The following is a 21,822-nucleotide window of genomic DNA, read 5'->3' as shown; positions in this document are numbered from 1 at the left end:
GTTGATATAGAATTATTTCATGTTCATCACCGTCAACCCGCTGAGCGACGAACCCCTGTTCGCGCAGGTCGCTAGCGCGGTGCGGGCCGAAGCTGCGTCGGGGGCTCTGCTTCCCGGCGACAAGTTGCCGCCCGCGCGTGAGGTCGCGGCGGCGCTGGGAATGAACCTGCACACGGTTCTTCACGCGTATCAAGATCTGCGCGATGAGGGCCTGATTGAAATGCGCCGCGGACGAGGCGCGATCCTCACTCCCGCGGCCGAGCCGCTCGGCGAACTGGCGGGCGATATCGCCGCCCTGGTCGCCAGATCGAAGGCCCTCGGCCTGTCAGCAGAAACTCTTACTTCACTCGTAAAAGAGGCAGCGAAATGACAACCACAAACACCAGCTCGGCGGCGCTCATCGCCCGTGCTCGCCGTCGCTTTCTGATCGTCGGGCTATGGGTTCCCGGCCTGATTACCCTCGTGGCCGTCGCCCTGCAGCTGCTGTGGTTGCGCGATCTTCCCAACCCCGCAGCCATTCATTTCGGAACCAACGGACCGGATGGCTTCGGCCCGCGGTGGACGTATCCGCTGCTGACCGGTCTGCTGGGCATCGGAATGCTCCTGCTCACGGCTCTTCCCGTGCTCGCCATGGCACATCGCGGCCGCTGGAGCGTGGCTCCGCGGCTGCTGGCCCCCTTCGTTTCGGGCACCGTGTTGATGCTCGCGATTGGTCTGACGCTCTCGGTCCAATCGCAGCGCGGTCTCACCGATGCCACCCAGGCGCCCGACGTTGGCGTCTTCTTGCTCATCGGCGTGGGCATTGGCATCGGCTACGCGATTGTCGCGTGGTTTGCACAACCTGCGCTGGTTGTGAGTGCCGAAGACGCCATTGCGGTTACAGCGCGCACGATTCCGGCAGGAACCCGCGCGGCGTGGATGCAGACCATAAGTGTTCGCGGCGCCGGACTCGCGCTGATGATTTTCGGCGTCGGTCTGGTGCTGGTCATGGCGATCATCATGACGACCGTCGGACAAAGCACCGCATGGGTGATGTGGCTGCTGGTGGCCTTCATGCTGGTACTCGTGGCGACCATGTTTGTGTTCCGCGTGCGCATTGATGCCACCGGATTCACCGCACGGAGCATCGTTGGCTTTCCGCGATTTCATATCGCATTGGATGAGGTGGCAGATGCAAAAGCGCTCACCGTGAGCGCGATGGCTGACTTCGGCGGCTGGGGTCTGCGCGTCATGCCAGGAAACGGTGTGGGCATCATCATGCGCAGTGGTGAGGCGCTTCAGATCGTTCGCACCAATGGCAAGAAACTGACCGTCACCGTGAACGATGCGGTGCGTGCGGCAGAGTTGCTCCTCGGGTTGCGTGACCGCGCCGCCTCTTGACGCTTGCGAGCCGCGGCGGTTATCTGGGGGAGTGAACCTCACTCCCCACGCCTTCGAAGCCGCCGATGCCTACCTTGCCGAAACGCTCGTCGGCCATGACGACGGCCTGGAGCACGCGCTTGCTCGACAGCGCGACGCCGCACTGCCCGACATCGAAGTATCGCCGCTCAGTGGCAAGCTTTTGCACCTGCTGGTTCGCATCAGCGGCGCCCGACGCGTGCTTGAAATTGGGACCCTGGGTGCGTACTCGACGATCTGGATGGCCCGCGCGGTGGGGCCCGATGGCCACATCACCACGATTGAGGCAGAGCCACACATCGCCGCCATCGCGCAAGAAAACCTCGATCGTGCCGACGTCGCAGAGCGGGTAGAGATCAAGATTGGCCGCGGCGCAGACGTACTGCCGACCCTCGTTGACGCCGAGCCGTACGATTTCGTCTTCATCGACGCCGACAAAGAATCCAACACCCTCTATCTGGACTATGCGGCGCGGCTGGGTAGAAGCGGAACCGTGGTGATCGTTGACAATATTGGGCGCGAGGGCGAGATCGTCAACGCCGACAGCACCGACTCGATGGTCATCGGAACCCGCGCCGCGCTCGACATGCTGGGAAGCGACGCCCGCTTTGACGCCACCGCGTTTCAGACCGTCGGGCTTAAGGGATGGGACGGCACCGCAATCGCCGTCATCGTGTGACGCCCCGCAATATTGCATCACCCGGCACGGCGTCGCTGGTTAGACTGGCCACGGACCATCGTCGCTCCACTATCCCTTTTCCACGAACAAGGAGTTCTTGTGGCATTGATTGAGGCTGTAGGCGCTCGCGAGATTCTTGACTCGCGCGGCAACCCGACCGTTGAGGTGGAGGTTCTGCTCGATGACGGCATCGTGCAGCGCGCCGCTGTTCCGTCTGGCGCATCGACCGGCGCTTTCGAAGCGTACGAGCTGCGCGATGGCGACAAGGCTCGCTACGGCGGCAAGGGCGTGCTCAAGGCCGTTGACGCCGTCATCGACGAGCTCGGCCCGGCCATCGAGGGGTTCGAGGCCAGCGAACAGCGCGTCATCGACGAGGTGCTGAAGGAGACCGACGGAACCAGCAACAAGGGTCGCGTCGGAGCCAACGCCATTCTCGGTGTTAGCCTCGCGGTCGCGAAGGCAGCAGCAGATGCAGCTGACCTGCCGCTGTTCCGCTACATCGGTGGCCCCAACGCTCACGTTCTGCCGGTTCCGCTGCTCAACGTCATCAACGGTGGCGCACACGCAGACACCGGTGTTGACATGCAGGAGTTCTTCTTGGTTCCGCTCGGCGCCGAGACGTACTCGGACGCCCTGCGATGGGGCACCGAGACCTACCACGTGCTCAAGAACGAGCTGAAGGCTGGCGGCTACGCAACCGGTCTCGGCGACGAGGGTGGCTTTGCCCCCGACCTGCCCAGCAACCGTGGCGCACTGGACTTCCTGATGGCGGCAATCGAGAAGGCTGGCTTCAAGCCGGGCGTCGACATTGCCGTTGGTTTGGATGTCGCCTCGACGGAGTTCTACGCCGATGGCGCGTACTCGTTCGAAGGCAAGAAGCTCTCCGCTGATGAACTCATCGAGTACTACGCGCAGCTGGTCAACGACTACCCGCTGGTCTCGATTGAAGATGGCCTGGCCGAGGATGACTGGGAGGGCTGGAAGGCTCTTACCGACACGCTCGGCGCAAAGGTACAGCTCGTGGGCGATGACCTGTTCGTCACCAACCCGCAGCGCCTTGCCGACGGCATCAAGAAGGGTGTCGGCAACTCGCTGCTGGTAAAGGTCAACCAGATCGGTACCCTCACCGAGACGCTGGATGCCGTCAGCCTGGCGCAGCGCTCGGGATACACCGCGATGCTCTCGCACCGCTCGGGTGAGACCGAAGACACCACGATCGCTGACCTCGCCGTTGCGACCAACGCAGGTCAGATCAAGTCCGGTGCGCCTGCCCGCAGCGACCGCGTCGCAAAATACAATCAGCTTCTGCGTATTGAAGAAGAGCTGGGCGAGGGCGCTGTATTCGCCGGGCGTTCGGCCTTCCCGCGCTTCTCGGCATAAGCCGAGCGCAACGCGCAAAAAACGCTGAAACATCGAGAGGGGAAATCCATGCCACGTCGCCCGGATTTCCCCTCTCGCGTATCCACGCCAGCGCGCGCTGATACCTCCAGCGGCTACCGAGGCACGACCGGAACCAAGCGCGTCGACGTTCGCGACTGGCTCGGCGGCATCCGGTTCTCCGGCTTCATGGCAATCATGCTGGGCCTCGTCGTTCTCGCGGTCTTCGTGCTGGTTCCGAGCATCAGCACCTACCTTGAGCAGCGCCAGCGCATCGCCTCCCTGCAGGAGGCAGTTGCGGTTTCGCAGATCGAGGTGGATCGCCTAGAGGCAGAACGCGACCGCTGGACAGACGCAAACTACATCGCCTCCCAGGCTCGTGAACGCCTGTACTACGTCAAGCCCGGCGAGGTCGTCTACCTGGTCGACAACGATCTCGACGAGGCGCTGTTGCCCATCGGTCGCGGCCCGGTCAGCGACCAGGTGCAAAAGACCAACGTTGACTGGATGACGAAGGCGCTGCGTTCAGTGACCGAATCGGGTCTTGCCCAGTCAGTCGTGCCCACAGAAGACGCGGCAATTACACCCGAACCCGGCGAACCAACAGATTCACCGACGCCCTGACGGGTAGCCTGGAGGGGTGACTGTGCCCCCCTTTGAACCTGTTCGCCAGGTCGATCTTGACGTCTTGAGCTCGCAGCTCGGCCGCCCCGTGCGCGGCGTTGTCGGCATTTCTGCTCGCTGCATTTGTGGCAACCCAACCGTGGTTTCAACCCAACCGCGCCTCGACGACGGCACACCGTTTCCCACGTTCTACTACATGAGCCACCCGGGCGCGACGGCCTCGATGAGCCGCCTGGAAGCCTCTGGTCTGATGGCCGAATACACCGCTCTGCTCGAAACGGACGACGAGGTGCGCGCCGCCTACCAGCGCGCACACGAGGCGTATCTCGCCGACCGTGCGCAGTTCGGTGACGTCGAGGAGATTGACGGCATTTCTGCCGGTGGCATGCCCACCCGAGTGAAGTGCCTGCACGCACTCGCCGGTCACGCGCTAGCCGCCGGCCCCGGCGTCAACCCCATCGGCGATTTTGCGTTGGCCGCCGCAGACTGGTCGCCCGAGGTCTGCATCTGCGACGAACCGGGGCGAGCGGCATGAGGCGTGCGCTCACGATTGCCATCGCGGGATTCTTCGCCGTGATGCTGTCGCTGAGCGCTCCGGCCACCGCCGTCGAACTCGCCGAAGACCCCACCCCAACCCCAACCGACTCCTCAACCGTCGCGCCATCACCGACGCCAACCGATCCGGTGCGGGCAGGCCAATACTGGCTTGATGCCTATGGCATCACCGAAGCGTGGAAGACCACGAAGGGCAAAGGCGTCACCGTTGCCGTCATTGACACCGGCGTTGCCCACACCTCAGCGCTTGATCCCGCCGTCATCGGCGGAACCGATTTTTCCGGCGCCGGCAGTGAAGACGGTCGATCCCCGGTGGGCGTGAAAGACGCCAATCATGGCTCGTACGTGGCCTCGCTGCTCGCGGCGCGCGAGACCTCACCCGGAACGGGAATGGTCGGCGTCGCGCCCGAAGCCGACATTCTCGCCATCTCCGTCGGTTTTGGTTCCAGCGCCACGGTTCCGTTTGTCGAACAGTTGGCCGACGCGATCGTGTGGGCGGTCGATGAGGGCGCCGACATCATCAATCTCTCCCTCACGACCAACCAACTGTCGTGGGATGAAAGCTGGGACGAGGCGTTTCAGTACGCCTTCGACAACGACGTTGTCGTGATCGTTGCCGCCGGAAACCGCGGTAGTGGCACCGCGGTCGTGGGGGCGCCGGCAACCATTCCCGGCGTGCTGACCGTGGCGGGAGTTGACCCCACGGGCAAGGCAAGCCTGGGAGCGTCAACCCAGGGCATCACGATCGGCGTCGCGGCGCCCAGCGAGAAGCTACTGGGTATCGCACCTGATGGCAGCGTCGTGACGTGGGACGGAACCAGCGGTGCGGCACCGATTGTGGCCGGCGTTGCCGCGTTGGTGCGCTCCGCTCACCCGGATCTGGACGCCGCTAACGTCATCCAGCGACTTATTGAAACGGCGACGCCGGTGGCGGGAGCACCAACGCCGTCGCCGCTGTACGGCTACGGCCTGATTGATGCGAATGCCGCTGTGACGGCGACCGATGTCAGCCATGTTGACGCAAACCCGATGGGCTCATTGGCCGAGTGGGTGCGGATTTATCGGCGTGCCGATGCGCCACCGCCCCCACAACAGCAGGGTGAGGTATCACCCGTGCAAATTCCAGAATTGCCGCCGGTCGAAGCGCAGGCGCCGAAGACCAACCCGTTGATGCCTTCCTTAGAATCCATCCGCAACGGGTCAATTCCGCTCATTGCTGTGACATTGCCTGGTATTCTATTAGTGCTCGGCGTCACTGCTGCTGCCCGAAGCATCCGTTCGGCGCGCGAGTCGCGCACGTCGAGTAATGATCACTCAAAGGAAGTATCTTTCCGTGCCTAAGATTCTTATCGTCGGTGGTGGCTACGCCGGTTTCTACACCGCGTGGAAGCTGGAAAAGCACCTTCGCAAGGGTGAGGCCGAGGTCATCATGGTTGACCCGCTGCCCTACATGACCTACCTGCCCTTCCTGCCCGAGGTTGCCGCTGGTTCCATCGAAGCCCGTCACGCTGTTGTCTCGCACCGTCGTCACCTGAAGAAGACGACGGTCATCAACGCCAAGGTGACGAACGTCGATCACGCCAACAAGACGGCAACCATCACCCCGCCCGTTGGCGAGCCGCACGAGCTGGCGTATGACCAGATCGTCGTGACCGCAGGTTCGGTTTCTCGCACCTTCCCGATTCCGGGTATTGCGGAGAACGCGATCGGCATGAAGGCCATCGAAGAGGCTGTTGCCGTTCGCGACCGCCTGATGAACAACTTCGACAAGGCTGCGACGCTCCCCGCAGGGCCCGAGCGTGACCGTCTGCTCACGGTTGTTGTGGTCGGCGGTGGCTTCGCCGGTATCGAGACGTTCGCTGAGCTTCGCTCGCTGGCCTCGGCCCTGCTGAAGAACTACCCGCAGCTGAAGTTTGAAGACACGCACTTCCACCTCATCGAGGCGATGGGTCGCATCATGCCCGAGGTGTCGCTTCCCACCAGCGAATGGGTGCTCAAGGACCTCGCAAAGCGTGGCGCCAATGTGCACCTCGACACGCAGGTTGTCGATGCGACCGACGGCAACGTTGGCCTCTCCACGGGTGAGGTCATTCCGTCTGACCTCATCATCTGGACCGCAGGCGTGATGGCAAACCCGAAGGTCGTCAAGAGCTCGGGGCTGCCCGCTGATCCGCGCGGCCGCATCACCGCTGACGCAACGCTGCGCGTTGTCGATGGTGAACAGATTGTTGAGGGCGCATGGACCGCCGGTGACATCTCGGCTGTTCCCGACCTTTCTGGCGGTGGCGTCGGCGGCTTCTGCGTGCCCAACGCTCAGCACGCCGTGCGTCAGGCCAAGCGCCTCGCCAAGAACCTGGTTGCCGTGCTCCGCGGCGAAGAGCCGGTCAATTACTTCCACAAGAACCTCGGCGCTGTTGCGGGCCTTGGTCTGTACAACGGCGTGTTCCAGTCCGGAAAGCTCGCACTCAAGGGCTTCCTGGCGTGGATCGCGCACCGCGGCTACCACGGCCTGGCAATGCCGTCGTGGGAGCGCAAGTTCCGCGTGCTGTGGGGCTGGTGGAACAACCTGTGGCTTGGCCGCGACATCGTGTCGCTCGAGGCCGTGCAGACCCCGCGCGCATTCTTCGAAGAGTTTGCGTCAAAGCCGCGCCCGGCTGCCGCCGAGGCTCCGGCGCCGAAGGCCGCTGAGAAGGCTGCCGAACCGGTCGCCGAGAAGGCTGCGGACGAGGTTGCCGAAAAGGCACCCGTAGCCGCAAAGTAAAGCCGTTCACGAAGGCGGGTGCTTGTGCACCCGCCTTCGTCGCGTCTTCGCCGTTTTGGCTAGTCTAGAAACACGCCCTCATAGCCCAATGGCAGAGGCAGACGACTTAAAATCGTTCAAGTGTGGGTTCGAGTCCCACTGGGGGCACCCAACCGCTGCGGCGTTCCTGACCCGCACATCTGTTCTTCGAACTCTTCGCGTACGATTTCGCCATGACCCTTGAGCCTCGCCCGGTCGATAAGCCACGCTCACGTTTTGTGACGGCAGCCCTGTGGGGCGCAGGATTCGTCGCGCTCCTCTGGGCGATCGAAATCCTCGATTCGATCATGAACCAGCGCCTCGACGACAACGGCGTTCGTCCCTGGACATTCGATGGGCTGTGGGGAATCGTTTTTGCCCCCGTGCTGCACGATGACTGGGCACACCTCATCTCCAACACGGTTCCTGCTTTTGTGCTGACCTGTGTGATCGTGGCAAGCTCCGGAACCAAGAGGTGGCTGGAAGCGACGGCGATTATCTGGGTGGCGGCTGGCATCGGTACCTGGCTTATCGGCGGCCTGAACACCAACCACGTGGGCGCATCGTCCCTCATTTTCGGGTGGGTTGCCTTTCTCGTGCTGCGCGGCATCTTCGCCAGAAAGCTCAGTGAGATCGCGATTGGAATCGTGATTGCGGCGGTGTATGGCTACCTGATTTGGGGAGTCTTGCCGACCGGTTCCGGCGTCTCATGGCAAGGACACCTGTGCGGTGCCATCGGCGGTGTCATTGCCGCCGTGATTCTTGGGCGTCGCTCGGCCGCAGAGCGCGCAGCGGCAACGCCCGCATAGTGCGCCGCGCCCCATTTTCGATGCCTCATCATCGACGTAAACTCAATCAATGGCGAGTATCGCCGTGAGCAGAGGGAGACATCGCATGCGCTTGCAAACGAAATCGGGCCTATTGGCCAGCGCCGCGCTCGCACTTGCGCTGATGCTGGCCGGATGCACCGGAGGCGTTGGCCCAACGGGCCCGACCGCCACGAGCGAGAGTCAACCAGACACGAGTGCGTCGGCGTTGTCGACCGACTCCTCGACGGACGAGACCACATCCGAGGCTTCTGGCGAAGGCGTACTTTCGGCCGCCTGCCAAGACATTTCGGAGTCGATGTCAAGCGCAAGCGCCGAGCTGGGGAGCGCGCTGCAAAACGGGCTGACCGACACCGAAAGCGTCAAGGAGGCGGTCGCGCTTCAGGCCGAGGCCCTGCAAAACGCCGCAAGCATCGCCTCTCACCCCGAGGTCAAGACGGCATTGCAGGCCGTTGCTGACGACATGGGTGCGTTTTCCACCGTTTTTCAAGACCTTCCCGATATGAGTAACCCCGCGTCGTGGGCCAACGATCCGGTCGCGTTGGAGAAGGTTACCCAGCTCGGCCCGAAGATGCAGGCCGCGGCCGAAGATCTCAACACCTCGCTGATGTCTTTGATGACGCTTTGCGGCGTCACGCCCTAGCCGCGCAGCAACGGAACCAGGCGCAGCGAACGCGGCGAATGGTTCCGGCGCGCTCCACACCGGGGGAGGGTTGCGCCACTCATCGTGTGAGCATGATGTGCAATCCGGCAAAACGGCCCCTCCTGCCCTAGGCTGGCGACGTGCTTGACCTGATGACGACGTCGGCGGCGGCGCAGGGGTGGCGTTCTCCCCAGGCATGGTGGCCGGCGCTGACCTCTGCCACTGCGGCCCTTTCGGCTCCCGTTGCCGTGATTGCGCAGGATGCGCTGGCGTATAACGCCCGTGACATGTTGGTGCGCGCGCGCGGTGTGCCGATCCGCGTGGCGAGTAAGTCCATTCGGGTTCGCGCCGTGCTCGACGCCGTGCTCGCCCTCCCGGGATACCGCGGAATTTTGGCATTCACCCTCGCCGAAGCGTTGTGGCTGGCAGGCACCCACGATGACATCGTGATGGGGTACCCAACCACGGATCGCGCGGCGCTTGGGCGGTTGCTCGCAGACGAGCGGGCAGCATCGCGCATCACGCTGATGATCGATGATGCCGCGCAACTCGACTTGATTGACGCCATTGCGCCGCCACAGACGCGCCCCACCATTCGAGTGGCCATCGACGCGGATGCGTCGTGGCGCGCACCGGCGCTCGGTCATGTTGGTGTTCGACGCTCGCCATTGTATTCAGCGGCTGACGTCGCGGCGTTTGCTGCCCGCGTTGCCAGCCGGCCGGGCTTCGCGCTCGTCGGAGTGATGATGTACGAGGCGCAAATTGCCGGGCAGACGGATGCCAGTGGTCGCCAAGACGGCCTGATGCGGTGGATGAAGCGTCAGTCGGGCACCGAACTTGTCGAGCGTCGCGGCGACATTGTGGCCAGGGTGCGTGGCATCGCTGACCTCGAGTTTGTCAACGGTGGTGGCACCGGATCGCTGGAATACACCGCCGCCGACAACGCAGTGACGGAGCTCACCGCTGGCAGCGGGTTTCTCGCCGGCACGCTCTTTGACGACTATCAGGGCTTTGACCCGGCGCCCGCGTCGGCATTCGCCTTCGACGTCGTGCGAAAGCCCACCACCGACATCGCCACCATTCTCGGCGGTGGCTGGATTGCCTCCGGCCCACCCGCGGCATCCCGTCAGCCCCGCGCGGCCTGGCCAACGGGACTACGCACACTGAGTCGCGAGGGCGCAGGCGAGGTGCAGACGCCGCTGCGCGGACGCACCGCCCGCACCCTTCGGGTGGGGGATCGCGTGTGGATGCGTCACGCAAAAAGTGGCGAAGGATCGGAACGCGTCGCATCGTTTCATGTCGTTGAGAACGGTGCGGTGGTCGATGAGATTCCGACGTATCGCGGAGAAGGAAAGGCATTCTTGTGACACGACCAGGTGGCAACTGGCAGAACTGGGCTCGATCGGCCAGCGTTCGCCCGCAACGCACGGAGTTTCCGCGGTCGGCGGAGGCCGTGCAGCGAGCGGTCGTTGCAGCCAAGCACCGTGGCATGGCCATCAAGGCCGTTGGTTCCGGTCACTCGTTCACGGGGATCGCGGTCGCGCCGGGCGTGCTGCTTGATCTGATCGATCTCACCGGCCTCGTCAGCGTCGACGAGGCGCGAAGCCGCGTCACGCTGAAAGCCGGAACCAAGTTGCATCAGATTCCGGCGTTGCTTTCGCCCTACGGGCTGGCGATGCAAAATCTGGGCGATATCGACAGACAGTCCATCAGCGGCGCGATTTCGACCGGAACGCACGGCACCGGTTCTCGGTTCGGCGGAATTTCCACCCAGATCGTTGGCGCAACCATCGTGACGGCCGATGGCGAATTTCGCACCATCGATGAAGACCACTCGCCGGAGCTGTTGCCCGCGATAGCCCTGGGCCTCGGGGCGCTGGGGATTCTGGTCGACGTGACCGTGCAGTGTGTGCCCGCATTCTTGCTGCACGCGGTAGAACGCCGCGAGCCGATTGACGAGGTCATCGCCACCCTTCACGAGCGCACCGCGGGCGTTGACCATTTTGAGTTCTACTGGTTTCCCGGAACCACGTATGCACTCACGAAGGAAGACACCCGGCTGCCCGAGAGCGAGAAGCGCCACCCGCTGCCCGCCGTATCCAAATGGCTCGATGAGACTCTGCTCGCCAACGGCGTCTTCCGCGTCACGTGCGCGCTCGGACGTGTCGTGCCCGCCGTGGTCCCGCACGTTTCTCGCATCGCCACCCAGCTCACCGGCTCACGCGAGTACACCGATCATTCCGCCCGCGTGCTGACCCAATCGCGCACGGTGCGGTTTCGGGAGATGGAGTACGCCATCCCGGCGAACAACGTAGCGGCGGCATTTGACGAATTGCGAGCCGTTATCAAGCGCAAGCGGTGGAACATTTCGTTCCCGGTCGAGGTGCGCTTTGCCGCCGCCGACGATCTCATGCTCTCTACCGCGCACGGGCGGGAGACCGCGTACATTGCCGTGCATCGCTACTGGCGCGAGGACCCCAGCGAGTACTTCCGCGCCGTCGAGGAGATCATGACGCAATACGGCGGGCGTCCGCACTGGGGCAAGATGCACACCCTCGGTGCCGACGAACTGCGAGAGCGCTACCCGCGATTCGATGACTTCGTTGCCCTGCGCAACGAAATGGATCCGGAGCGGCTCTTTCGCAACGCCTACCTTGACCGCGTGCTGGGGGCGTGAACTCCCTGAGAGTCGTCGGCGCACACTTCGACAGTGCGAGCCGCGCCGATAGGATGTGAAGCGAAAGAAGGGGGCTCACAACAATGTGGGAATGGCTAATCCCGGTGCTGATCGTCGTGGCGATCGTGGTTATCGGTGCAATCTACCTGTGGGCGACGTACAACGCCCTCGTCGCGTTGAACGTGCGCGTCGATGAGGCCTGGAGCGACATCACGGTGCAACTCAAGCGTCGCGCCGATCTCATTCCAAACCTGATCGAGACGGTCAAGGGCTATGCCGCGCACGAAAAGGCGGTCTTCGAGAACGTAACCCGCGCTCGCGCTGAGACGCTGTCGGCAACGTCGCCGGCCACTGCCGGTGTTGCCGAAGGCCACATGGAGCGCGCTCTGAAGAGCCTGTTCGCGGTTGCCGAGGCGTATCCTGCCCTGCAGGCGAGCCAGAACTACCTGCAGTTGCAGGAGGCAATCGTTGACACCGAAGACAAGATTCAGGCCTCGCGTCGCTTCTACAACGGTGGCGTGCGTGAGCTGAACACGAAGATCAAGGTGTTCCCGAACAACCTGTTCGCTCGAAGCCTGGGCTTCACGGAGCGCGAGTTCTTTGAAGTTCTTGACGGTGCGGCTATCTCAGAGCCGCCACGCGTTCAGTTCTAGAGTCTTTGATTTCGGCCCGGTGCATGAGCGCCGGGCCGAACTCGTATCTATCGGCGGTGTCACGCGTGCCGTGCGGCGCCAGGAAGCGCCGCGTGCAGGTCGGCGGTAGCCGTGCCCCAGGATGACACGCTGATCGATTCCAGGCCCTGCCAGCGTGCCGCGAGACGCAGCTCATCGGCGACGGCCTCGGCATGTTTTGCCGCCGCGTCTGCCTCCCACCACGCCGACTGAACGAGCAGGGTGGAGCGGGCGCGATCAGCCTTGAGGTCAACGCGCCCCACGACGTCGCCATCGGCTAAGACGGGTAGCGAGTAGTACCCGAACTTTCGCTTGGCGGCTGGCGTGTAAATCTCAATGCGGTAGTCGAAGTCGTACAGCCGTGCTGCCCGATCGCGGAACCACACCAGCGGATCAAAGGGCGTGAGCAGGGCGGCGCGGGGAATGGCGCGCGCCGCGACCGCGTCGCGGTGCCGCCAGGCCGGCAACGGTTTGTTATTGCGGCTCCACCCCTCAACTTCGGTGGGGATGGCGATGCCGGCGTCACGCAGGTCGGCGAGCGCGCTGGACGCGTCAGCGATCGTAATGCGGTAGTAGTCGGCGAGATCGGCCGTGGTGGCGACACCGTACGAGGCGAGCGCCCGGCTCATCAACTCGCGAATGGCATCGGTGCGTGGCAGGGGAGAGTCACGATGCGCCGCCGGTATCACCTGCTCGGCGAGGCCATACCGGCGCTCAAAGCCGCGGCGCCCGGCGACGGCCACCTCGCCAAACAAAAACATGTACTCCAACGCCTGCTTCACGCGGTTCCAGTCCCACCACGGGCCTCGCGCGCCCTGGTGGGCGTCGTCTTCGATCTCCGCGGGACGCAGCGGCCCACGGGCGGCAAGCTCCTCGCGCACCCACTGCATGGTTGCGGCGTTTTCCGAGACCCAGCCACCAGCGTGCTCGCCGTACTTTTCGCGATTGGCCACCATGCGAAAGTTCCACAGGTTCCAGTCGGATACCGGAACCAGGGTCGCGACGTGAGCCCAGTACTCCACATAGTCGCCACCCTCGCCAAACATGGCGGCGTCTAATAGCGCCGGATCGTACGCGCCGACGCGGGAGAACATCGGCATGTAGTGGCTGCGCGCAAAGACATTGACGCTATCGATCTGCAAGACGCCGATATCGCGCATCACCGCATGGAGGTGTTTTGCCGTCGGCGTCGGCGGGCGGCGGCGACCGAACCCTTGGGCGGCGAGGGTGATGCGCTGGGCCTGACGACGGGAGAGAGAATCGACCACGACCCCAGCGTAATGCGACCCACCGACAGTCCTAGACTGTGTAAATGGCTGACGAACGGCGCAACTCCCGATTTTGGGATGCCGTGCGCGCCCGGCCACAAGCGGGGGAGGGTTCCGCGCCCGTTCCGCACGGGCTGCAGGTTGCGACGGCGTACTCATGGCGATTGCTGGTGGTAGGGCTCGCCGTTGCCGGCGTTGTTTTCCTCATCATCCAGCTCAAGCTGCTCGTTATCCCGCTGTTGGTTGCGCTCTTGATCAGTGCACTGGTTGCGCCCTTCTTTGACTGGCTCAACGGGCACCGCGTGCCGCGCTGGCTTTCGATCATCATCGTCATGGTCAGCACGATCGCCATTATTTCGGGGCTCATGTGGCTCGCCATCTGGCAGATTTCACGCCAACTGCCCGAAGTTCGCGCCCGAACCGTTGAAGGCATTCAGGCGCTACAGCAGTATCTAGCGGAGAGTCCGCTGCAGATCAGCGCTGACGACTTCAACGCGTGGTTTGCCGAGGGATTCAAGCTGCTGCAAGAACAAGCGCAGGCTCTCATTCAGGGCGTGTTGGCCGTTGGCTCCACCGTCGGGCACATCGCCACCGGCGCGCTGTTGGTCCTGTTCATCTTGATCTGCCTGCTGGCTGATGGTGCCGGCATTTGGCGGTGGACGCTCCGACTGTTTCCGCGCACCGCACGCCCCGCCGTTGACGCTTCGGCTCGCGCCGGATGGAAGACGGTACGAAACTACGCGCGCACCCAGTTGCTGGTCGCAACGATCGACGCGATCGGTATTGGTGCCGTGGCCTTCGGGCTGGGAGTTCCCATGGCCGTTCCGGTCGCGGTGCTGGTGTTCCTCGGATCTTTCGTGCCCTTCATTGGTGCCGTCGTCACGGGCGCTCTCGCGGTGTTCCTCGCGCTGGTGTATAACGGCCCGCTGATTGCGCTGTGGATGCTCGTCGGCGTACTTGCCGTGCAGCAGATCGAGAGTCACCTGCTGCAACCGCTGCTGATGGGCGCCGCCGTCAAGGTGCACCCGCTGGCCGTGGTGCTCGCCGTCGCAGGCGGCGCCATGATCGCTGGCATCCCCGGCGCGCTGTTCGCGGTTCCGCTCGCCGCATTCGCCAACGTTGTCGCCGTATCGCTGGCAAGCGGATCCTGGCGTGAAGGCACCGTGAATCACGATGATTTGATCTGGAAAACCGTACCGAGAGAAAGGCGGGCCCGATGAGTCACGGACCTGAGCTGTCCGACATCGAGCACGCGGCAGAGAGTCTGGCCCCCCATATTGGGCACACGCCTCTCGAACCGTCGCAATACCTCAGCGATGTGCTGGGCGCGCCCGTCTACCTCAAGATGGAGAACCTGCAAAAGACCGGTTCGTTCAAGGTGCGTGGGGCGACGTATCGACTGTCGCGCCTGACACCGGAAGAGCGCGCTCGCGGCGTCGTCGCGGCATCGGCAGGCAACCACGCACAGGGTGTCGCGCTTGCCGCGCGTGAGCTGGGCGTTGCGGCCACCATCTTCATGCCGCTGGGCGTTCCGGTTCCGAAGCTTCTCTCCACGCGTGGATACGGCGCGGAGGTCGTGCTACAGGGAGACACGGTGGAGACCCCGTTGCGATTGGCGGCGGAGTTTGCCGAGCGCACCGGTGCGGTGTTGATTCACCCTTACGACCACATCGACGTCGTCACCGGTCAGGCAACCCTTGGCCTTGAGATTTTCGATGACCTGCCCGACGTTGACACCGTCATCATGGGTATTGGCGGCGGCGGCTTGATCGCCGGTGTGGCGTCCGCGCTCAAGCAGCGCGCGGCCGTCGCGGGGCGCACAATTCGCATCATTGGCGTACAGGCGGAGAACGCCTCGCCCTACCCGCAGTCGCTTATCGCCGGCGAGCCGGTGGCGGTGCAAACCAAACCCACCATCGCCGACGGCATCAACGTTGCCCGCCCGGGAGATGTGCCGTTTGACATCATCAAAGACCTCGTTGACGAGGTCGTAACGGTCACCGACGATGACATCGCCCGCGCGTTGCTGGTGCTGCTCGAGCGCGCGAAGGTGGTGGTGGAACCAGCGGGTGCCGTTGGCGTCGCCGCTATCCTTGCCGGCAAGATTCGGTCGACGGGCAAGACCGTGACGGTGTTGTCTGGTGGCAACATTGACCCGCTATTGCTGCAGCGCATCGTCGCGCACGGCTTGGCGGCGTCTGGCAGGTACATGACCATTCGCATTCCGTTGCCTGACCGCCCCGGCCAGCTGGTTCGGATCTCCGAGATCATCGCTAACGCCGGCGCCAACGTGGTCGAAGTCATGCACACTCGACACGGTCAAGGCATGCAGATCAACGAGGTCATGATTCAGATCTCTGTCGAGACTCGCGGTCACGAACACCAGCAGGTAACCCTCGAGGCTCTGCGAGAAGACGGATACGAACCGATTCTCATTGACGACTGACGCAACAAAGCCGTGATCCCCGCACCACAGATCGTGCGGGGATCACGGCATTGTGCTGAGGGCTACTGCCCGGTGTAGGTGTCAACCTTGACGACGGAGACCGAGATCGTCTTGCCATTCGGCGTTTCAAATGACGTCTCTTCGCCCTCCTTGAGTCCCATGATGGCAGCGCCCAGGGGGCTAGCCTCGCTGTAGACATCCAGTGAGCTATTGGCGCCGATCTCGCGGCTGCCAAGCAAGAAGACTTCTTCATCTCCAGCGATCAGCGCGGTCACAACGGTTCCGGGTTCCACCACGCCACGGCTTGCCGGAGCCTCGCCAACCGTGGCGCTCTTCAGCAGCGCCTCCAGCTGCCGAATGCGCGCCTCCTGCTTGCCCTGCTCGTCTTTGGCGGCGTGGTAGCCACCGTTCTCCTTGAGGTCGCCCTCTTCGCGGGCAGCCTCAATCTTCTTCGCGATCTCGACGCGACCGACGGTCGAGATCTCTTCAAGCTCGGCCGCAAGACGGTCGTACGCTTCCTGGGTCAAAAAGGTGACCGATTTTTCTTCAGCCATGACTGGCTCCTTCCATGGCGGAGGGGAGATAAGCAACAACGCCCGGCCGAAAGCCCGGGCGTTATTCGTTGCCGCTATCTTAGGCAACCCAACAGCCGCTGACAAAACCCGTCGTGGCTTCGCCGACCGTTCTGACCGTTTCTGAGTGCTTCTGGCCGCGCTGCTCGCCGGCGGGGTACTCGACGAGGCGGTAGCCGACGGCGCCGAACTCTTCGTCGAGCGCTTCGATGGCGCAGACCACGTTGCGCCCCTCGGGTGCCGTGAACTGAAAGTGCACCTGCGTGGTGTTTTCATCGACGACCTCATAGCCGAGGTCATCGACCGAGACCGCATTCATGTTTGACACGACGGTCGTCCAGCCGATGTAACCGAAGAACACCACGGCGACAAGGCCCACCACGCCCCATCGCAACCGTTTTGCCATCGGGGAGGCCGTGCGGCCGTAACGGTCGTCGAGTTCGGGGGAGGTCATGCGAGTCCTGTTCAGAGATTAGGCTTGATACCAGGCTACGCGTTGTTGCCCGAAAAGAGGATTCGATGCTGCTGTACTCCTGGCTGTCGCAAGCGACGCCGGTTCCCACGCCGACCCCGACGATTGACCCCGACCTGGTAACGCCTGGTCCGGTCGGATTCGCCGCGATCGCGCTGGTCGTGGTCTTTGTGATTCTGCTGATCTGGGACATGCAGCGCCGGATTCGTCGCACCCGGTACCGCGACGAAGTACGCGCCGAGCTCGACGCCGAGCAAGAAGCGGCGGCAGCGGTACGTGCAACCGATACCGACGCCGACAATGCAGACGCGAACGACTCCGACGAACCACGCAAATAACGCCGCACCGCCGGTTTAGCCCGGCAGCGCGGCGTTCGTCTGTGACGACTGTTAGGCCGGAACGCCCAACGACGGCGTGAGCGGGTGCATGGCAATCAGCAGACATGCCGTCCAGTGGCACAGGAACGCCAGCACGGTGCACACGTGGAAAATCTCGTGGAACCCGAAGTGGCCGGGCCACGGGTTCGGCTTCTTGAGGGCGTAGACGATGGCGCCACCGGTGTAAAGCAGGCCACCGACGCACACCAGCACCATCATTGCGACGTTCGCGTTGACCAGATCGACGATGTACATCATGGCGGCCCATCCCAGCGCGAGGTAGATCGCAACGTACAGCCAGCGCGGGGCGTTGATCCAGAACACGCGGAACAAGATGCCGGCGATCGCGCCACCCCACACCAATCCGAGCAGCAACGCACCCTTCTCGGGGGGCAGCGCCAGCATCGCGATCGGCGTGTAGGTTCCGGCGATCAGCAACATGATGTTGGCGTGGTCGATGCGCTTGAAGACCGCCTTGACCTTGGGGCTCCAGTTAAAGCGGTGATACAGCGCCGAATTGCCAAACAACAGCATCGAGCTGACCATGAAGACGGCGCTTGCCCACTTCGCTCCGGGGCCGTCTGCCAGCGCGATGAGAACGATGCCGGCGGCAATCGTGACGGGAAAGGTGCCAGCGTGTATCCAACCGCGCCACGTCGGCTTGACTTCGGCGGTGTGATTGACGGTCGCATCTTCGAGCAGGGGTAGCTGCGGGAGGGGAGACAGGTTCTGCTCATTGGTCACTCTCTGAGGGTACGGCCTTGCGTATGCCATGTGCGGCACATGGCCGCAACGAGGGGTAGCGTATGAAGGTGACCTTCGGACAGAACGGCAGTGGTGCAGGTCCGCTGTATCGCCTCTACACGGCGCGATTGCGTCGTCAGTTGGCGCAACTTCACGTGCCTCACCATGTCGCGATGATGATTGACGGCAACCGCCGCTGGGCCAAACAACTCGGTTACGCGACCCCCGCGCACGGCCATCGCGCCGGCGCCGCGAAGATGCGTGAGTTTCTCGGATGGTGTGACGAGCTCGGCATCGACGTCGTCTCGCTCTACCTGCTCTCGGCAGACAACCTGCGAAAGCGCGATTCGAATGAGCTCGCCGATCTCATCGATATCATCGCGGAACTTGCCGAGGCGCTGTCGCGTGAGGGCAATTGGCGGGTACAGACGGTCGGCAGAACCGACCTGTTGCCGCCGGATCTTGCGCGGGTGCTGAGCGATGCCACCGAGCGCACCAAAGACCACACCGGCCTGCACGTCAACCTGGCGGTGGGCTACGGCGGCCGAAACGAGATTGTCGACGCGGTGCGTTCGATTCTCGCGCAGCACGATGCCAATGGCGGAACCATTGCAGAGTTGGCGGAGAGCCTGACGCCAGAGATCATCGGCCAGCACCTCTACACCACCGGCCAGGCCGACCCGGATCTGGTGATTCGCACGTCGGGAGAGCAACGCCTCAGCGACTTTTTGCTGTGGCAGAGCGCCCACAGCGAGTTCTATTTCGTTGAGGCACTCGGGCCAGATTTGCGCGAAGTCGATTTCTTGCGAGCGATTCGTGATTACGCCAGTCGCGATCGTCGGTTTGGCGGCTAACGACTCTCGCCGCACGGTGGCGTGCCAGAATGGCTAAGTGAGTATCGATGAGTTTCGCGCGACATTTGCGATTGAGCCCGGTTACCTAAACTGGGCGGCCTTTGGCCCGCTGTCGACAAGCGTCGTCGATGAGGTGCACATTGATGCAGACCTCTACGCTTCCGGCAGGCAATCGGGCATCGGCCTGGTCAACGAACACGCCAACGAGGCGGTTGACCTCCTCTCGCAGCTGCTCGATGTTCCGCTTTCCTGGATGACGCACCAGCCGTCGACCTCACACGGCCTGCAACAGGCTATTCTTGGCGTGCGTTCCGGTGCCGTGATGGCGTCGATGGCCGAATGGCCCAGCGTCACGATTCCGATTGCCCGTGCCGCAGACGCATTTGGGTGCATCACGGCCCAGTTGATCACCCCGCCGGAGAACATGATGACGCCGGAGGCGGTCGCCGAGGCGCTCACGCCAGAAACGACGGCCGTCGTGGTGAGCCTGATTGACTTCCGCACCGGGTACCGCGCGGATCTCGGCGCCTTGCGAGACGTGATCGGCGAGGACCGACTGCTGATCGTTGACGCGGTGCAGGGCTTTGGCGTTGTCGAGGCGGACTACGCGGCCGCCGATGTGGTGACGGGTAACGGATACAAGTGGTTGCGCGCAGGTCGCGGTGCCGGTTGGGCGTCGTTCTCGGATCAGGCGCGTGAGCGCCTTGACCCGGTGCTTTCTGGCCCCGCAGGCCTCGGCGGGCTTGTCTTTGACGCGATCGGTAAGCCGGCCGACACCGCGGCCGCCTTCCAAATTTCTCCGCCCGATCACCTTGCGTGTGCTCGTCTCGTCTCATCGCTGCAAGAGATTCGCGCGGTGGGAGTCGGAACCATCGAAGCGGAGCTTGCGCGTCGCACGGCGGAGGTCATTGCGATCGCCGACCGGTTCGCGATCGATGTCGTCACCCCGCGAGGGGCTGCTCAGCGCGGCGGCATCGTGGCGTTGGCTCCGCGAAACGACGGCGCCGCGATGCTGGGTGCTTCGTTGACTAACGCGGGTCTGGTCACCACGACGCGCTCCGGAACCGTGCGGGTTGCGGTGCACGCCGGAACGGACGACGACACCATGCGCATGTTCGAAGATGCCGTTGCCGGCTTCGCGCAGCACGCGATGTAGTCGCATCGACCACTTCGCCGTCACGCACGGCCGCCCAGGTTCGCGACACCCGTTGTTCACAAAGATGTCATCGACACGCTGACGCGTACGCACGCTTTTGTCACGGGACCCGCATACTTTCATCTCAATAGGCAAAGCGCCTATTCGGGTCGGCTGAGAGGCGGCACCTGCCGCACCGACGCCGACTTTGAGAGCTGGGGTTCTCCCCGGGTCGGAGTCGACTGTGAGTACACAAACGCGGCAAGGCACCAACCGGCAGACGTACAACGCGACGGATGATTCCGTCGCGTTTGATGTTTCCACCGGGGTTCGCACGTACATCCTGGACACCTCAGTGCTGCTGAGTGACCCGCGTGCGATGTTCCGATTTGCCGAGCATTCCGTGGTGCTACCGGTGGCGGTTATCACCGAGCTTGAGGCCAAGCGCCATGACCCAGAGCTGGGCTACTTTGCCCGTCAAGCCCTGCGCCACCTTGATGACCTTCGCATTGCGCACGGTCGTTTGGACTTTCCTGTCGAAGTGGGGGAGGGCGGCACGTTGCGCGTCGAACTCAACCATGCCGACACCTCCGTGTTGCCCGCGGGCGTACGTCTGAGTGATAACGACACGCGCATTCTGGCCGTCGCCGCGCATCTCGCGCAAAACGGCGAAGAGGTCACGGTCGTGTCAAAGGATCTCCCGCTCCGCGTTAAGGCAGCGTCGCTTGGCATCGACGCCGACGAGTACCTGGCCGAGCAAGCCCTCGACTCGGGATGGACGGGCATGACCACGCTCGACCTCTCGGGTGACGAAATGGCTGACCTCTATGAAGCCGAGGTGGGCTCACACGACGATGTCGCGGGCATCCCGATCAACACCGGCATGGTGATTCACTCGGAGCGTGGTTCCGCCCTCGCCCGCGTCACCGGAGATAGCTCATACCGGCTGATTCGAGGGGATCGCGACGTGTTCGGTCTGCACGGGCGATCGGCAGAACAGCGCGTCGCGATCGACCTGCTGCTTGACCCCGAGGTGGGAATCGTGTCGTTGGGAGGGCGAGCAGGAACGGGGAAGTCCGCGCTCGCACTCTGCGCGGCGCTGGAGGCGGTGCTCGAGCGCCAACAGCAGCGAAAGATTCTGGTGTTTCGTCCGCTGTTCGCCGTCGGTGGCCAAGAGCTGGGCTACCTGCCAGGCGATCAGGGCGAGAAGATGAACCCGTGGGGTCAGGCAGTGTTTGACACCCTCGGCTCCGTCGTCTCGGGCAACGTGATGGAGGAGGTCGTGGAGCGCGGTATCTTGGAGGTCCTGCCGCTGACACACATTCGCGGCCGCTCACTTCACGACGCGTTTGTGATCGTCGACGAAGCCCAGTCGCTGGAGCGCAACGTGCTGCTCACCGTGCTCAGCCGCATCGGCCAGAACTCGCGCGTCGTGCTCACCCACGATGTCGCGCAGCGCGATAACCTCCGCGTCGGACGCCACGACGGCATCGCCTCGGTGATCGAAACGCTCAAGGGTCACGGGCTGTTCGGTCACGTCACGCTGATGCGCTCAGAACGCTCGGCAATCGCGGCGCTCGTCACCGAGTTGCTGGAGTCAAACGAGCTCGCCTGACGGCCCAACATGTCCGAATGAGAAGACGCATGAGAAAGATCTCACGCAAATTTGTATCGGAACCAGAAAAGGGGAGCGAGAATAGATGACGTGGCACTTGTGCCCGCCT

The 21,822-nt window shown here is 63.4% G+C and carries 23 protein-coding genes and 1 tRNA gene; 20 read left to right on the top strand and 4 right to left on the bottom strand.

Annotated features, from left to right (window positions below; genetic code table 11):
* Positions 1 to 19: 19 nt before the first annotated feature.
* The 14 genes from FVP60_RS03355 (at position 20) to FVP60_RS03290 (ending at position 12,212) form a co-directional block, all read left to right on the top strand.
* Positions 20 to 370 carry a GntR family transcriptional regulator gene (locus FVP60_RS03355; protein WP_147824831.1) on the top strand — a complete coding sequence of 117 codons (351 nt, stop codon included), beginning with the start codon at positions 20 to 22 and terminating at the stop codon, positions 368 to 370.
* Complete coding sequence (locus FVP60_RS03350; protein WP_147824830.1) at positions 367 to 1,380, top strand: DUF1648 domain-containing protein; 1,014 nt, start codon at positions 367 to 369, stop codon at positions 1,378 to 1,380. Before FVP60_RS03355 ends, FVP60_RS03350 begins: the two co-directional genes overlap by 4 nt.
* A 31-nt stretch (positions 1,381 to 1,411) precedes the next feature.
* A complete protein-coding gene (locus FVP60_RS03345) occupies positions 1,412 to 2,077 on the top strand; it encodes an O-methyltransferase (RefSeq protein WP_246132441.1) in 666 nt (221 codons plus the stop codon).
* Positions 2,078 to 2,176: 99 nt separating this feature from the next.
* Positions 2,177 to 3,457 (top strand): phosphopyruvate hydratase, encoded by a 1,281-nt coding sequence (gene eno / locus FVP60_RS03340; protein WP_147824828.1) that lies wholly within the window; start codon positions 2,177 to 2,179, stop codon positions 3,455 to 3,457.
* 48 nt (positions 3,458 to 3,505) lie between these two features.
* A complete protein-coding gene (locus FVP60_RS03335) occupies positions 3,506 to 4,078 on the top strand; it encodes an FtsB family cell division protein (protein ID WP_147824827.1) in 573 nt (190 codons plus the stop codon).
* Between the two features lie 16 nt (positions 4,079 to 4,094).
* Complete coding sequence (locus FVP60_RS03330; RefSeq protein ID WP_147824826.1) at positions 4,095 to 4,613, top strand: DUF501 domain-containing protein; 519 nt, start codon at positions 4,095 to 4,097, stop codon at positions 4,611 to 4,613.
* The gene (locus FVP60_RS03325) at positions 4,610 to 5,974 is read left to right on the top strand and encodes a S8 family serine peptidase (RefSeq protein WP_246132440.1); all 1,365 of its coding nucleotides are present in this window, start codon (positions 4,610 to 4,612) and stop codon (positions 5,972 to 5,974) included. Before FVP60_RS03330 ends, FVP60_RS03325 begins: the two co-directional genes overlap by 4 nt.
* A complete protein-coding gene (locus FVP60_RS03320; RefSeq protein WP_147824825.1) occupies positions 5,967 to 7,394 on the top strand; it encodes an NAD(P)/FAD-dependent oxidoreductase in 1,428 nt (475 codons plus the stop codon). Before FVP60_RS03325 ends, FVP60_RS03320 begins: the two co-directional genes overlap by 8 nt.
* A 74-nt stretch (positions 7,395 to 7,468) precedes the next feature.
* Positions 7,469 to 7,541: transfer RNA gene (locus tag FVP60_RS03315), tRNA-Leu, on the top strand.
* A gap of 65 nt (positions 7,542 to 7,606) precedes the next feature.
* Positions 7,607 to 8,221, top strand: coding sequence for a rhomboid family intramembrane serine protease (locus tag FVP60_RS03310; RefSeq protein WP_147824824.1), 615 nt, complete (start codon positions 7,607 to 7,609; stop codon positions 8,219 to 8,221).
* An 85-nt stretch (positions 8,222 to 8,306) separates the two neighbouring features.
* Positions 8,307 to 8,882, top strand: coding sequence for a hypothetical protein (locus FVP60_RS03305; RefSeq protein WP_147824823.1), 576 nt, complete (start codon positions 8,307 to 8,309; stop codon positions 8,880 to 8,882).
* A gap of 152 nt (positions 8,883 to 9,034) precedes the next feature.
* Positions 9,035 to 10,249: an alanine racemase gene (locus FVP60_RS03300; RefSeq protein WP_147825488.1), complete on the top strand. Its 1,215-nt coding sequence runs from the start codon at positions 9,035 to 9,037 to the stop codon at positions 10,247 to 10,249.
* Positions 10,246 to 11,559, top strand: a complete 1,314-nt coding sequence (locus tag FVP60_RS03295) for a D-arabinono-1,4-lactone oxidase (RefSeq protein WP_147824822.1) — start codon at positions 10,246 to 10,248, stop codon at positions 11,557 to 11,559. The genes FVP60_RS03300 and FVP60_RS03295 overlap by 4 nt, the downstream gene beginning before the upstream one ends.
* An 83-nt stretch (positions 11,560 to 11,642) precedes the next feature.
* Positions 11,643 to 12,212 carry a LemA family protein gene (locus tag FVP60_RS03290; protein WP_147824821.1) on the top strand — a complete coding sequence of 190 codons (570 nt, stop codon included), beginning with the start codon at positions 11,643 to 11,645 and terminating at the stop codon, positions 12,210 to 12,212.
* Between the two features lie 59 nt (positions 12,213 to 12,271).
* Here the strand turns inward: FVP60_RS03290 and FVP60_RS03285 are convergent, their stop codons facing one another.
* Positions 12,272 to 13,498, bottom strand: a complete 1,227-nt coding sequence (locus tag FVP60_RS03285; protein WP_246132439.1) for a winged helix-turn-helix domain-containing protein — start codon at positions 13,496 to 13,498, stop codon at positions 12,272 to 12,274.
* Between the two features lie 44 nt (positions 13,499 to 13,542).
* Here FVP60_RS03285 and FVP60_RS03280 point away from each other — a divergent pair, with 44 nt between their 5' ends.
* Both FVP60_RS03280 and ilvA read left to right on the top strand, forming a co-directional pair.
* Complete coding sequence (locus FVP60_RS03280) at positions 13,543 to 14,718, top strand: AI-2E family transporter (RefSeq protein WP_147824819.1); 1,176 nt, start codon at positions 13,543 to 13,545, stop codon at positions 14,716 to 14,718.
* Complete coding sequence (gene ilvA / locus FVP60_RS03275) at positions 14,715 to 15,944, top strand: threonine ammonia-lyase (RefSeq protein WP_147824818.1); 1,230 nt, start codon at positions 14,715 to 14,717, stop codon at positions 15,942 to 15,944. Before FVP60_RS03280 ends, ilvA begins: the two co-directional genes overlap by 4 nt.
* Positions 15,945 to 16,006: 62 nt before the next feature.
* On the opposite strand, the gene greA is transcribed toward ilvA, so the two are convergent.
* The gene (greA, locus tag FVP60_RS03270; RefSeq protein ID WP_147824817.1) at positions 16,007 to 16,498 is read right to left on the bottom strand and encodes a transcription elongation factor GreA; all 492 of its coding nucleotides are present in this window, start codon (positions 16,496 to 16,498) and stop codon (positions 16,007 to 16,009) included.
* Positions 16,499 to 16,577: 79 nt separating this feature from the next.
* Positions 16,578 to 16,970, bottom strand: a complete 393-nt coding sequence (locus FVP60_RS03265; RefSeq protein WP_147824816.1) for a DUF4307 domain-containing protein — start codon at positions 16,968 to 16,970, stop codon at positions 16,578 to 16,580.
* Positions 16,971 to 17,035: 65 nt separating this feature from the next.
* Here FVP60_RS03265 and FVP60_RS03260 point away from each other — a divergent pair, with 65 nt between their 5' ends.
* Positions 17,036 to 17,326 carry a hypothetical protein gene (locus FVP60_RS03260; RefSeq protein ID WP_147824815.1) on the top strand — a complete coding sequence of 97 codons (291 nt, stop codon included), beginning with the start codon at positions 17,036 to 17,038 and terminating at the stop codon, positions 17,324 to 17,326.
* Positions 17,327 to 17,377: 51 nt separating this feature from the next.
* Here FVP60_RS03260 and trhA read toward each other — a convergent pair whose 3' ends face one another.
* Positions 17,378 to 18,139, bottom strand: coding sequence for a PAQR family membrane homeostasis protein TrhA (gene trhA, locus FVP60_RS03255; protein ID WP_147824814.1), 762 nt, complete (start codon positions 18,137 to 18,139; stop codon positions 17,378 to 17,380).
* A 32-nt stretch (positions 18,140 to 18,171) separates the two neighbouring features.
* On the opposite strand from trhA, the gene FVP60_RS03250 reads away from it, so the two are divergent.
* From FVP60_RS03250 to phoH2, 3 genes are all read left to right on the top strand, one after another.
* On the top strand, positions 18,172 to 18,963 hold the full coding sequence (locus FVP60_RS03250; RefSeq protein ID WP_147824813.1) for an isoprenyl transferase: 792 nt from the start codon (positions 18,172 to 18,174) through the stop codon (positions 18,961 to 18,963).
* Positions 18,964 to 19,000: 37 nt separating this feature from the next.
* A complete protein-coding gene (locus tag FVP60_RS03245; RefSeq protein WP_147824812.1) occupies positions 19,001 to 20,119 on the top strand; it encodes an aminotransferase class V-fold PLP-dependent enzyme in 1,119 nt (372 codons plus the stop codon).
* 319 nt (positions 20,120 to 20,438) lie between these two features.
* Positions 20,439 to 21,713, top strand: a complete 1,275-nt coding sequence (gene phoH2, locus FVP60_RS03240; protein WP_147825487.1) for an RNA 5'-3' helicase PhoH2 — start codon at positions 20,439 to 20,441, stop codon at positions 21,711 to 21,713.
* The last annotated feature ends 109 nt before the right edge of the window (positions 21,714 to 21,822 follow it).

It is taken from the genome of Microbacterium mitrae, from assembly GCF_008017445.1.
Classification (GTDB): Bacteria; Actinomycetota; Actinomycetes; order Actinomycetales; family Microbacteriaceae; genus Microbacterium; species Microbacterium mitrae.
The sequence above is the reverse complement of the archived record's forward strand: the minus strand, read 5'-3'. Positions and strand labels throughout refer to the sequence as shown.